Consider the following 13,277-nt stretch of genomic DNA (forward strand, 5'->3'; position numbering starts at 1 on the left):
CACAAATAGAAAAAAACTCCCCTTTCTCTAGACATAAAATTCGTTTTTTTGTCATTTTTTCAAACTGACTAAATAAAAAAGTACCGAGAATAAATTATATTCCCGGTACTTTTATCATTATTTCGTTGTATATTTTCTAACAGCTGGCATAATTTCGGTAGCAATTAATTCAATGTTTTTCTCAATCTTATCAAATGGTACACCGCCAAAATCAATCTGTGCCATAAAACGTTGCTGTCCAAATAATTCATATTGGTAAAGCATTTTTTCAATAATTTGTTGCGGGCTACCAATCATTAACGCATCACGGTGATCTACTGCATTAGTAAATTGTTGTTTTGGATACCCACCACCGCGTAGCGCAAGCATACCAGCATTAATATGAGGATAATATTCACTAAGTGCATCTTGTGAATTTTCTGCTGTATAAAATAAACTTGTTGTCGCAATTGGTAATGTTGCTGGATCAAAACCACTTTGCTCAGCTGCTTCACGATATGCATCAACCGAAACTTTAAAATTAACAGCTGGGCCACCAAGTGTCGTAAGCATCATTGGTACACCTGCGCGTCCTGCCTTAATTGCACTAGCAGGCGGTCCTCCAACAGCACGCCAAATTGGCATATTGTTATTTTTAGCTCTCGGTATAATTGCCGCATGTTCAAGTGGTGTTCTAAACTGCCCTTTCCATGTTACACTTTCTTCTTTATTTATTTTTAATAAAAGATCCATCTTCTCTTCAAATAGTTCTTCATAATAATTTACATCGTAACCAAGTAAACTATATCCCCCAATACGAGAGCCGCGACCAGCAACGATTTCAGCACGACCATTAGAAATTAAATCAATTGTGGCAAAATCCTCATATACACGAACCGGATCTGACGTACTTAATACTGTTGCAGAACTCGCGATTTTAATGTTTTTCGTAGCTTGTGCAATAGCTCCTAAAATAACTGTATGAGCTTGCGTTGTAAAATGCGCTTGATGACTTTCACCGACAGCAAACACATCAATTCCAACTTCATCTGCTAACTTAGCTGTTTCAATTAGTTCATGAATTCTTTTTTCTGCACTTATTTTCGAACCATCATGCGGATTTAAAATATGATCTCCAATTGAATATAATCCAAATTCAATTCCCTTACTTGTATCAATACGGTATTTTTCCATAGTTGCTCTCTCCCTTTTAATAAAGCGGTATTAATTTCTCTTCAATCTCTTTTCTTCTCTCTTCTAAAAATGGTGGTAAATCCAGCTCTTTTCCTAATTCTTCAACTGTTGAATCTACTGTAAATCCTGGTCCATCCGTTGCAATCTCAAATAAAATGCCATTTGACTCACGGAAATATAAACTTTTAAAATAAAAGCGATCGATAATCCCAGTTGATTGGAACCCTTTATCTTTCACCGCTTCATTCCAATAACTCAGTTCTTCATCATTTTTCACACGAATAGCTAAATGATGAATACTTCCTTTTCCGGGTCTTTCACTCTCTCCATCTTGCTGTTTCACCAAAATTTCTCCAAAAGATTGACCATCGATAGATTGATAAATCCCCTCATCGTCTGAACGAGATACTTCTTTATAACTAAACAAACCTGTTAATGTTTTTGATAATTTATTTAAACTGCGCACTGTCATTTCAACTGTTCCCATGCCTAAAATACGATGATTCTGCTCTACAGAAGATTCATCCCATGCAGTCCAATATTCAGGCACCTCTTCATCTTTATTATTTAACAGCACTAACCGTAGACCATCTGGATCTTCAAAGTGCAGTGCGTCTCTTCCGGCGTAAGTTGTAATTTCCCCATGCGCCACCTGGAGTGACTCAAAACGTCTCTTCCAAAATGTAAGACTTTCTATTGAAGGTACGAGCAAGCCTATTTGTGTTATTGCATTTGTACCACGGATTGTTCTACCTACATTCGGCATTTCAAAAAATGATAATTCAGTTCCGGCACTCCCTGTTAAATCACCATAAAACAAATGATACATAAATGGATTATCTTGATTGACTGTCTTTTTCACCCGGCGTAATCCTAAGACATCTCGATAAAAATTATTATTCGTTTTCGCATTTTTAGTCACCATAGAAATGTGGTGATGTCCTGGAATTGTATACATAAAACTTCCTCCTCTTTATCACTTGATTAGTCAATTGATTAGGTAAAAAAAATTACTCATTCGGTAATTCTTTTTTTTCACTATGCTTATGAACTTTTGACATCAACTCGTATAGTATTTTCTGCTCTTCTTCATTTAATACATCATCAAAAAATGATGATTGAAATGCAAGTTGCTCTGGCAATGCTCTTTCTAAAGCCGCTTCCCCTTGCTTTGTAAGACTAATTGTTTTCGTTTTCCAATCTTGTTTTCGTATAATATATCCTTCTTTTTCAAGACGTGTTAACATTCGAGAAATACCGCCTTGTGTAACGGTAACCTTTTCTGCTAACTCCATTTGTGTTAATGGCTGATAAGTCCGTATTTGCAAAAGCACATCAAATTGGGCTGTTGTTAAATCAAAACGTTTTAAAAACTCATTTGACATTTGATTACTTTGGTTCGTAAATCGTATTAAACGTAGCCATATTAACGATCCTATCGTATTTTCACGCATGTTTCATCACTTCCTAGCGTTGATCTTACTATCACTTTACCACTCAAGTGATAGTAATGCAAGTAGAAATATGTTAAAAATACCTCCCAAAATCATTATTCTTAACTTTCCATTTCATTCATTGCTATATTTAAAGCTGCCACAGCTTTTGGCCAACCAACGTAAAAAGCCATATGTGTTATTAATGCAACTAATTCATTCTCCATTATCCCATTTTGTTTAGCTAGCTTCAGATGAAATGGTAATTGTTCTGTATTACCAAGACTGACTAGTGCCGACAATGTACATAAGCTTCTTTCTCTTAATGTTAAAGCGGCATCCCGCCACACTTCCTCAAATAATATCTCTTCACTATAATGAGAAAATACAGGTGCTACTTCTCTCATTTTCTTTGGAATATAGAATTCAATTGGTTCATTCATCATTTTGCTCCCTTCATTTTTACCAATTGTGCCATCCCTTGACCAAATGACCAGTTTTCAGCAGCTATCTCATGTAATGTAATAAAAATGTCAGTAACTTTCACATTAGAACATGCTGAAATTTCAAAGGATATAGATTGATACAAACCTTTTTTCTGTTGCACTGTTCTTCCAGGTCCACATGTAATAGAAACATAAATCATATTCTCAGTTCTCATTTCTCCTCTTTCCAACAAATAATATGGATTATACAAAAATTGATTTCGTTGATAAGGTATAAATATTTGAAAATAATCATTTTCAGGGATGTTAAAATGTTCAATTAATGAAAGATGGATACATTCACCTATCTTTTTCAACTCTTCTTTATTTAATATATCTTCATGATAATAAACGTTCACAAATGGCATACATTTTCATTCCTTTTTCTTAATTTAGCATTCAACAACATATCCTCATGAAATATGTAAAATCTCATAAATAGTAACATCGTCCATTACATCTATTTCAGGCTTTTCCTTATAAAAACTGAATTGACTATATCCCCACTTATCTGGATTATAAACTATTACATTCCCTAAACATTTTTCTATGTTTTGCACATTTTCATTTACTTTATTTAATTGCGTCCCAATCAGCGATTTACTTTGAGAAATACTCCCTGCATATTCAACAGCATATCTACTTTTTCTAAAATCATTACTTAAATTAACAACTAATGGAACACCTATATTTATTTGTTGCCACCCAAACGATTGCAAAATATTATCGTAATACCCTTCGAATATAAATTTGTTCATCCCTTCATGACCATTCCACATATATAAAGGTGCATAACAGTTATAGAAATTCCCATCCTTACCTGTCTCAGTAATTAAATAAGCCTTAAAATTTAGTTCTTGAAAACCATCAGTTTTAAACCCATTATCCTTTACCCTTTTTTTAATAATCTCCATGTCATAATCCTTTGGTAAAATGACCTTATATTGCATACCAATCATGTTTATCACTCACTTTCGGTCTTATATACATAATGATAAACCGATGATCGGCTGACGTAAAATAGGTATAAATTATGTTTGATATCATTTATAATGATACCGTATAAGGGGCTGAAATGAATGGAAATAAATGATCTTATTATATTTAAAACTGTAGCTAACGAAGGATCTATTAGTAAAGCTGCTAAAGAGCTAGGCTATGTACAACCAAATGTAACTGAGCGAATCAAAAAATTAGAACAAGAATTAGAAACACCTTTACTACATAGAGATAACAAAGGTGTCTCCCTGTTACCTTCTGGTGACATTTTATTAGACTACACGAATAAAATATTAGCTCTTTTAGAAGAAGCGAAAGATGAAATTAAAACAAGTGCTTCTTCTTATGTAATAGCGACGTCACAATCTATTTTGACTAATTATTTAAGTATGCGTATTAAAGAAAATTTCAGAAATTATCAAATATATATAGAAAGTAGTAGCCATTTACAAAAACTACTACAGCAACAAAAAGTTGATATGGTCATAACTTATGAGGATTATCCCGACGCAGCGTTTAAAAAAGTATTCACCACTTCAATTTCTGTAGGCTTATTAAAAGCGAAAGAACAGTGTAACATTGACTTTTCAAAAGAACTTTTCTTTGTTAGTAACGATAAAAAGTGCCCTTTTAGAAATATGACAATACAATTTCTAAAAGAAAACAATCTATCTCAGCATCAACTTCAACAGTTAGATTCTTATTCGCTTATTGAAGAGTTTATTGTTGAGGGAAATGGGATAGCTTTTTTACCGATTAGAAATGATAAATTAGTTCCAGTTGAAAATGTCGCGGTTGAAAAACTACCTATTAACTTCTTTACAACTCGAGACTTAGATAAAGTGATTCCAGGTGAACTATTTAATTAATAAAGAGGCTACACTTATCGTATTTTACGGGCAAATAGATATCCCTTTTCGAATCGCTAATATAACTTCATATACTATCGTACGGCCTAATAAAATAAAAAGGGATGTTACCTAGTTAATATGTTTAACTACTAGGACATCCCTTTTCATCTTGAAGACTTATTTTACACGTTCTGTTCCACCCCTGTACTCTTCTCCTTCTTACTTCTTTTAAAATTCTTCAACTTCTTAACCGTTCCAACTAATCCTTTTGGAAAAACTAATAACACGATAATGTATAATAAACCTAGAATAATCGTCCACCTTTCAAAAATCGGATACTCTGTAGCTAGTTCTGATAAATAATATTTCAGTGATTCAATAATCCCCGCTCCAGCAATAGCTCCGATTAACGTTCCAACTCCCCCAATCATTGTCATCAATAATGCATTTAACGTCATTTCAATTGAAAATACAGTTGTATTAACAAAGCGTAATGTGATGACAAATAAACCACCGCTAATCGCTGCAACTACTCCTGCAACAACACTAGCAATAATTTTATAATGAAGAACTTTATAGCCAAGTGCTTCAACTCGTTGTTCATTTTGTGAAATCGCCTTTAACACTTTCCCAATTGAAGATTTTGTGAAAAGACGTAACAAAATGAAAATACTGATTAGACATATAAATGTTATATAATAAAATGTAAAACGATCACGGAATATATCTGGTACACGAAATGTAAATCCATCTCCTCCATGAGTCAGTGAACGCCATTTTTCAGCAAGTACAAAAAACAGCTGGGAAATAGCGAGCGTTAACATTGCATAAAAATGACTTTTCAGCCGTAAAGAAAGCAAACCGATTATATAACTAACGATGGCTGATACAATAATTGCGGCTGCTATTCCTATAAAAAAGTTTGTGATAGACACCCCTTGTCGATCAAATAAAAGTGCTACCCCATACGCCCCTATACCAAAGAACATACAATGACCGAATGAAACAATACCTGTATATCCAAGGAGAACATCAAAACTCATAGCGAAAATAGCAAAGATGAAGATTTGAGTGAACAAAATTAACAAGCTCCGTGAATCATTTACGAATGGAAATACACTTAAACAAATGAGCATAAATACTCCGAAGTATACTTTAATTCGATTCGATGTGCTGTTCACCATTTCACCCCTTTTCACCAACAAGTCCCGTTGGCTTCACTATTAAGAAAAATAGTAACATTAACATATTAATTGCAAGTGATAAATCCGGTATAAAATATGCTGTAAAAGCACCAGCTAATCCAACAATTAAAGAAGCGATTGCTGAACCTTGTACGCTTCCTAATCCTCCAATTATCACTACTATAAAAGCTAAAATCGCATACTGCATACCCATATCGGCGAAAATAACACCTGAATACGGTGCTAATAAGAAGCCTCCCAAAGCCGCCATCCCTGCTCCTAATAAAAAGACGAAAGAAAATATCGCTTTTACATTAATACCGAGCGCTTGAACCATCTCTTTATCCATTACACCTGCGCGAATCATAAGACCTATCTTTGTTTTTTTGAGCAATAATAGTAAGGCAATGTAAATGATGATCCCAATTAAAATAACGAATAGACGATATTTAATTAATATAACGCCTTCAAATGTATAACTACCCTGTAACCATAACGGTAATTTAGCACCAATTGGATTTGGCCCCCAAAATACTTTAATACATTCACTAAGTACAAGCATTCCTCCAAGCGTCACAAGAAGTTGGCGAACATGATTTCCATATACCGGTCTAATAAGGAATCTTTCTAAAATGAATCCAAGAAACATCCCCATAGCAATTGCTCCAATTAAAGCGAGTAAATAGCTTCCAGTTGTATTAAATATCCATACACCTGTAAAAGCTCCCCATGCAAATAACCCACCATGTGCGAAGTTTAGAACGCTCATTAAACCGAAAATAAGTGAAAGACCTGACGCTAATAAAAAAATGAGCATCCCTGTTGAAATCCCATTTACAAATAAATTGATTAACACATCCATCCTTCTCACCCCGGATTCATGTTAAGAGATTCCTAAATATTTGTGACACATTTCCTTATCCTCTTTTAATTCATGCATAAAACCGTTATGAACAATTCTTCCGTTATCCATAATATAAAAGTAATCACCAATTTGACTAGCCATCATAAAGTTTTGTTCAACGAGTAAAACTGTTGTTTTCTCTTTCATTTTCAAAATGGCTATCATTAATTTTTCTATCATAATGGGCGACAAGCCTTTACTCGGCTCATCAATAAGTAATAAACCATCACTATTAATAAATGCTCTTGAAATTGCTAGCATTTGCTTTTGCCCTCCGCTTAAGAGTCCGCTTTTTTTGTGCCAAAATTGCTTTAAATCTGGAAATAATTCAAGCATCCAGTCTATTTTTTCTTCCGCTTCTTCTCCCTTCCCCCTAGCAAGAGCGAATGTTTCTTCTACTGTCAGGTCGTGAAAAATACCTTGATTTTCTGGTACATACCCTATTCCTTTCCTTGAAATTAAATGTGTAGATAATCCATTTACTTGTGTACTATCATAATAAATTTCACCATGTGCGATATGGTGAAATCCCATAACCGAACGTAATGTCGTAGTCTTCCCTGCCCCATTTCTTCCAAACAGTACAGTAATCGTTCCTTTCTCAACAGTAAGAGATACCCCTTGTAAAATATGAAACTGATCTAAATACGTCTCTATATTATTCACTTGTAATAGTGCCACTATATAATCCCCCTAAATAAGCACTTTGTACACGCTCATCTTTCATCATTTCTTCGGGCAAACCTTCAGCCAATAACTCTCCATGGAATAAAACGATAAGATGGTCTGACAAACCTAGTACCATATCCATTTTGTGTTCAATAAGTACAATTGTACTCTCTGGATGTTTCTTAATATTTTCAATCACTTGTAAAATAGCCGGTACCTCCTCAACTGATATACCTGCCGTCGGCTCATCAAGTAGTAACACATCCGTTTTTAAAGCTAATAACATCGCAAGCTCTAACTTTCGTTTTTCCCCATGCGCTAGATCTTTCGCTAATACATGTTCTTTCTCGTGAAGTAATACTGTTTTTAAGAAACGTCTCGCCTCTCCAACTTGTTGCTTAAATTTTGCCGAACTCGGAAAAAAACTATAGTAATCTTGCACAAATGATTGAACACTTAAACGAACATTTTCAAGTACCGTTAACTCTGGGAATATATTTGTAAGTTGAAAAGAACGACCAATTCCTAATCGAGTACGATCCGAAATTGATAAATTTGTAATCTCTTGTCCTTTAAAATATACTTCACCCTTTGTTGGAGAAATTTGTCCACTTAGTAAATTGAATAGCGTTGTCTTTCCTGCACCATTTGGTCCAATAATTGAAATGAGCTTTCCTTTTTGTACTGTTAAATTCACATCCTTAATAACATGATGCTCGCCAAAAGATACGCAAAGATTTTTCGTTTCTAGCAAATGTGTCACGAAATCCCTCCCTTTAAAGCTTTAAGTATGAAAGAAATACGTATAAAGAGGGTGTACTCCCTCTTTATACGAAAACAACAGAAAATTCAGTCTATTTATTTTGAACTTGGGGTTCTGTCTCTTTCATCGTTAATTCTCGCTCTAATACTGGCACCGGATAATCAACACCATCTTGCTTTTTCAATGTGATAGAATAAAGTGTCTGCATCGCTTGATGATCCTTCTCTCTAAATTTCATCTTTCCTTTCGGTGTATCAAATTCCATTCCTTCCATTTTCTTAATCAATGTATCTACATCTGTATCACCTTTTGTTTTCTTTAAAGCTTCTACAATTGAAATTGCCGCTGACATTCCTCCTGCTGTAAATAAATCTGGCACCGCACCATTAAATCGTTTTTTATGTTCTTCAACTAACCAATCATTCACCTTATTTTTCGGAAGTGTGTGATAATAAACAGAAAAACCTTGCATTCCTACTAACGCATCCATCGTTTTTAATGCCGGTATATCTGGTGCACCGGTAGAAATTTTAATACCCTGCGCTTCCACATTCATATCTTTTAACTGTTTCCAAGGTGAATTCGCACCTGCCCAAACGATAAATAAATAATCTGGTTTTGAGCTAATAATATTTTGAATATTTGCAGTGAAGTCAGTCGAATTTGTATCAGCATATTGCTCGTTTACAATATTCGCACCTAATTTCTTCGCTCCAGCTTTAAATGCCGCAATTCCCTCACGGCCGTAAGCATTATCTTGTGCTAACGTTGCTATTTTTACATCTTTTTTAGCAATTGCCGCAGCACCAGCGACTGCATCTTGAGATGAATTTCTACCTGTTCTAAAAATATATTTATTCCAGTTCTTCCCGGTAATACTATCAGCTACTGCTGGTTCTACAACCATTATTTTTTCATATTCCTCTGCAAGTGGTAAAACCGCTAATGTATCACTTGAACTAGACGATCCGACTAAAAAATCGACTTTCTCTTCTTCTAATAACTTCGTAGCTTTTTTAACCGCTACATCAGCTTTCGTTTCCGTATCTTCTACAACAAACTTAATCTTCTTCCCTTCCACTTTCCCAGTTCCACCAGTTGCATAGTCTAACCCTAATTCAAATCCGTTCACTGTTTGTTTTCCATATGATTCTAATGGACCTGTTAATGAAGCAAGAACCCCTACCTTAATCGTCTTTTCATCCTCTGTACTTGTTTTCTTTCCTGAACAAGCTGCCGTTATTAATAACGAACCTAAAACACAACCAGCAGCCACCATTTTTAGGCATTTACGTTTTTTCATCGACATTGTGATCCTCCCCATACTTTACTTTCTGATAGAGTCAAACACGCCAAAGTTACCCATCCGTAATTATGACTTTTCCTTTGAATAATATAAACGAGATTGTTAGTATACATGTATCTTCTCCGATTTCCATTAAACACCTTTACAATTTCATATAAATATTTTATTCCTACCTATACCGCATTCCCAAACTATTAAACTTCTATCCTTTCTAACAAGCATTTTGAGTCTCCAATATTAATTAGCTTTCTTAAAAAATTGAATTCTTTGGAGTAAACCATCTGTAATAATGATATTCCCTTGACTATCCACATCTATTCCTTGTGGTGAGAAAAACTGCCCTGACATACCATTAAAACTTCCAAAAGACTCTAAAAAATCCCCATTTTCATTGTAAATATTCACACGATTATTAGAAGTATCTGTGACATATACCGTATTATTTATATCGATTTCAATTCCTATTGGCAAAAAAAGATCTCCTGGACCCTCTCTCCAATTTTCTAGTGGATCTAAGTTTCCAGCTCCATGATTTGTACCCCATTTTGTAAGAAAATTACCCTCATTATCAAATTTTTGAACCCTATTATTAATCCGATCAACAACATAAACATTATCTTTTGAATCAATTGCTAATTGCATAGGTTGAAAAAACTCTCCCTCTCCACTTCCTTTTCTCCCCCATTCTTTCATATATACAAAGAATGGATTAAATTTTTGAATACGATGATTTTCTGAATCAGCTATAAATATGTTTCCTTTACTATCAATAGCTATTCCAGATGGAAATTGAAAAAAACCTGGTAATACTCCAAATGAACCATATGAAGCAAGCGCTATCCCTGAATTGGTGAATTTTTGGATACGATGATTTACAGAATCAGATACATACACATTATTGTAACGATCCGTTGCAACCTGTCTTGGAACAAAAAACTGTCCTGGAAGACTTCCGAACCCAAGTGGCCCACCAGTACCAAATAAACTTCCCCACTTAGCAACAATCTTCCCAGATATATCATATTTCAAAATTCGATGATTAAAAGAATCAGATACAAAAACATTTCCATTCGTGTCTCTTTCGACATCATAAGGTCCTGCATATTGTGTATTTCCATTCCTTTCATTACCTATGGTTTTCTTCATTACCGCTGTTAGGCCTACCTCATTATATAAAAGTACACGATTATTTCCCGTATCCGTTATATAGATATTCCCTTTACCATCCGGAAAAACTTGATTAGGATGAACAAACTGAAAAAAGTTACCTACTGTATATAAAAATTGATCTTTATTTGTAAATTTCATTATCCGATTGTTATATGTATCTGCTACATATAGCGATCCAGATGTTGAGTCAAAATTTATTCCTCTTGGATGGTAGAATTGATATGGGCCTAAACCTGCAATTCCTGTTCCGATTACTCGCTGAAACTCCCCTTTTTTATCAAACACTTGAATACGATTGTTATATGTGTCTGCAATATAGACCTCGTCTTGTTTATTTATCGCAATTCCTTGTGGTAAAGCCATTTCTCCATTCGCCTTTCCATAACTCCCTATTGTTTGAATATACTGCCCATCCGGGCTATATTTTTGAATACGATGATTGTATTCATCCGTAATATAGTAATTGTTATCGCTATCTACTGCAATTTCCCTAGGAAACGAGAACTGCTCACTTCCTTTACCTTTTGTGCCCCAACTTTTAATAAATTGAAACTCCTCATTAAATTTTTGAATACGATAATTCGCTGTATCCGCAACTAAAATATTACCTTCTTTATCAACAGCAATACCAAATGGCATATTAAACTGTCCCGGACCTTCACCTAAAGTTCCTATAGCATCAACAACTTCTCCATTCTTATCTATTTTCAAAATCCTATTATTCCCCATATCAACAACATACAAAAATCCTTTTGCATCCCTCGCCATCGCCACTGGTGTCCTTAATAACTTAGAAGTATCTAGCTCACTCCCCCATGATTTCACATATTTTACAGCAGAAGCACTTCCTACAGAAGCAAACATCCCTAGACTCACAGTAACAATGAAAAAACAACATATAATTTTTTTGATAAAATCCATGCTTACTACCATCTAATCACAGTAGCTGCCCAAGTATACCCAGTACCTGCACTAACCACTACTGCAATATCTCCAGGCTGTAATTTCCCTTGCTCATTTGCAAAATGAAGACCTATACATGGGTCAAGTGCTGACATATGCCCATAATGATCTAAATATACAACTTGCTCTTCTACTAAGCCCAGCCCCTGTAACAATTCTATTAGCATAGAGCGTTTTGTATGCAGTGGTAACAATACTTTAATATCTTTAGGAGTAAATCCACTTTTTCTTAACGCCTCCCGAATAACCTTATCAAAATTAGGGGTTGAAATTGGATCTAAACGTTCTTTCATACTAATAGGATCTATTACATCAATATAATGTTGTCGATTCTCAACTGTATCATAGCTCGCAACCTGCTTCGATCCACCAGCTGGAATACGAACATCGTCATGAAATGAACCATCCGTTATAATCGCACTGCCTAATATTTCACCGTTGCTAGCTCCCTTTTTTACTAAAGCTGCACTTCCGCCATCAGCAAAATTAAACATAAAACGTGAGCGTGGATTATCATAATCTACAATTTGAGATTCTTTACATCCACCTACTAATAATATATTTTCAATTGATTTATCAGAGTAGAGCATATCCTTTGCGACTTTGAGAGCGATTGGAAAGCAAGAACTAACATTCATAATTTCAAAAGCATAAGCATTTTTCAATCCAAGTTCATGCTGAATTTTTGGGGCACTAGACCATACGTGGTAATCTTTATGTGGACTGCCAAAATAAATGACTACATCAATAGATTGAGGATCTACTTGTAATAATATTGGCTTTGCAGCAGCAATAGCTAAATCTGATGCATGCATCGTTTCGTCTGCGACATGTTTTTCATATAACCCAAACTTTTCTATAATAATATTCTCAGGAATACCTGTTTTTTTAGATAAATCTGCGGCCGTCTCTACGTCTTTTGGGAAGAAAACACCAGTTGCTTCAATCCCAATTCTCATTAGACAATTCCTCCTTCTTTTGGCACCATCATAGTCGCTACACCTGTTAACACTAAATCTCCTTTTTGGTTATGACACTCAGTTAACAATTTCAAAACTCTCTTTTCTATCATAAATTCTTGTACTGTTGCCGTAGCTGTAATCGTATCTCCTATAAAAACTGGCGCTGTAAATTTAATAGTTTGTTCCATATAAACGGAACCCTTTCCTGGTAAATGAACGCCTAACAATTGTGATAATAAACTAGAAGTTAATAAACCATGTGCGATTCTTTGATTAAATCTAGTTTGTTTTGCATACTCATGATCAATATGAATTGGATTAAAATCCCCGCTCAAACCCGCAAATAATACAAAATCCGTTTCTGTTATTGTTTTACTACATGATGCCTGTTGACCGGAACTATACATAATCATCC

Annotated in this window: 15 protein-coding genes; 1 reads left to right on the forward strand and 14 read right to left on the reverse strand. The window is 34.7% G+C overall.

The window, feature by feature from the left end; all coding sequences use genetic code 11:
- Window positions 1-117: 117 nt before the first annotated feature.
- The 6 genes from B5P42_RS16280 to B5P42_RS16305 all read right to left on the reverse strand — a co-directional run bounded on the left by B5P42_RS16280 (window position 118) and on the right by B5P42_RS16305 (window position 4,050).
- The gene (locus tag B5P42_RS16280) at window positions 118-1,173 is read right to left on the reverse strand and encodes an LLM class flavin-dependent oxidoreductase (protein ID WP_113734660.1); all 1,056 of its coding nucleotides are present in this window, start codon (window positions 1,171-1,173) and stop codon (window positions 118-120) included.
- Window positions 1,174-1,189: 16 nt separating this feature from the next.
- The gene (locus tag B5P42_RS16285) at window positions 1,190-2,131 is read right to left on the reverse strand and encodes a ring-cleaving dioxygenase (RefSeq protein WP_002126899.1); all 942 of its coding nucleotides are present in this window, start codon (window positions 2,129-2,131) and stop codon (window positions 1,190-1,192) included.
- A 52-nt stretch (window positions 2,132-2,183) separates the two neighbouring features.
- Window positions 2,184-2,627 (reverse strand): MarR family winged helix-turn-helix transcriptional regulator, encoded by a 444-nt coding sequence (locus B5P42_RS16290; protein WP_060752042.1) that lies wholly within the window; start codon window positions 2,625-2,627, stop codon window positions 2,184-2,186.
- Window positions 2,628-2,728: 101 nt separating this feature from the next.
- A complete protein-coding gene (locus B5P42_RS16295) occupies window positions 2,729-3,052 on the reverse strand; it encodes a carboxymuconolactone decarboxylase family protein (RefSeq protein ID WP_258397503.1) in 324 nt (107 codons plus the stop codon).
- Complete coding sequence (locus B5P42_RS16300; RefSeq protein WP_113734662.1) at window positions 3,049-3,459, reverse strand: tautomerase family protein; 411 nt, start codon at window positions 3,457-3,459, stop codon at window positions 3,049-3,051. The genes B5P42_RS16295 and B5P42_RS16300 overlap by 4 nt, the downstream gene beginning before the upstream one ends.
- A 45-nt stretch (window positions 3,460-3,504) precedes the next feature.
- Window positions 3,505-4,050, reverse strand: a complete 546-nt coding sequence (locus B5P42_RS16305; protein ID WP_113734663.1) for a DUF4865 family protein — start codon at window positions 4,048-4,050, stop codon at window positions 3,505-3,507.
- A gap of 120 nt (window positions 4,051-4,170) precedes the next feature.
- Here B5P42_RS16305 and B5P42_RS16310 point away from each other — a divergent pair, with 120 nt between their 5' ends.
- The gene (locus B5P42_RS16310) at window positions 4,171-4,959 is read left to right on the forward strand and encodes a LysR family transcriptional regulator (RefSeq protein ID WP_002031321.1); all 789 of its coding nucleotides are present in this window, start codon (window positions 4,171-4,173) and stop codon (window positions 4,957-4,959) included.
- A 164-nt stretch (window positions 4,960-5,123) separates the two neighbouring features.
- Here the strand turns inward: B5P42_RS16310 and B5P42_RS16315 are convergent, their stop codons facing one another.
- The 8 genes from B5P42_RS16315 to B5P42_RS16350 all read right to left on the reverse strand — a co-directional run bounded on the left by B5P42_RS16315 (window position 5,124) and on the right by B5P42_RS16350 (window position 13,275).
- Window positions 5,124-6,077: a branched-chain amino acid ABC transporter permease gene (locus tag B5P42_RS16315; protein ID WP_002126891.1), complete on the reverse strand. Its 954-nt coding sequence runs from the start codon at window positions 6,075-6,077 to the stop codon at window positions 5,124-5,126.
- Window positions 6,078-6,126: 49 nt separating this feature from the next.
- Entirely contained in the window at window positions 6,127-6,987 is an 861-nt protein-coding gene (locus tag B5P42_RS16320; protein ID WP_113734664.1) for a branched-chain amino acid ABC transporter permease, read from the reverse strand.
- A gap of 21 nt (window positions 6,988-7,008) precedes the next feature.
- On the reverse strand, window positions 7,009-7,710 hold the full coding sequence (locus B5P42_RS16325; protein WP_001196706.1) for a branched-chain amino acid ABC transporter ATP-binding protein: 702 nt from the start codon (window positions 7,708-7,710) through the stop codon (window positions 7,009-7,011).
- Entirely contained in the window at window positions 7,688-8,461 is a 774-nt protein-coding gene (locus tag B5P42_RS16330) for an ABC transporter ATP-binding protein (RefSeq protein ID WP_000149306.1), read from the reverse strand. The genes B5P42_RS16325 and B5P42_RS16330 overlap by 23 nt, the downstream gene beginning before the upstream one ends.
- A gap of 91 nt (window positions 8,462-8,552) precedes the next feature.
- Entirely contained in the window at window positions 8,553-9,770 is a 1,218-nt protein-coding gene (locus tag B5P42_RS16335; protein ID WP_113734665.1) for a substrate-binding domain-containing protein, read from the reverse strand.
- Between the two features lie 234 nt (window positions 9,771-10,004).
- Complete coding sequence (locus tag B5P42_RS16340; protein ID WP_113734683.1) at window positions 10,005-11,801, reverse strand: 6-bladed beta-propeller; 1,797 nt, start codon at window positions 11,799-11,801, stop codon at window positions 10,005-10,007.
- A gap of 62 nt (window positions 11,802-11,863) precedes the next feature.
- Window positions 11,864-12,859 carry a 3-oxoacyl-ACP synthase gene (locus B5P42_RS16345; protein WP_001219349.1) on the reverse strand — a complete coding sequence of 332 codons (996 nt, stop codon included), beginning with the start codon at window positions 12,857-12,859 and terminating at the stop codon, window positions 11,864-11,866.
- Entirely contained in the window at window positions 12,859-13,275 is a 417-nt protein-coding gene (locus B5P42_RS16350) for a MaoC family dehydratase (RefSeq protein WP_002012316.1), read from the reverse strand. The genes B5P42_RS16345 and B5P42_RS16350 overlap by 1 nt, the downstream gene beginning before the upstream one ends.
- Window positions 13,276-13,277: the final 2 nt, after the last annotated feature.

The sequence above is a fragment of the Bacillus sp. SRB_331 genome (genome assembly GCF_003264175.1).
GTDB classification, from domain to species: domain Bacteria; phylum Bacillota; class Bacilli; order Bacillales; family Bacillaceae_G; genus Bacillus_A; species Bacillus_A mycoides.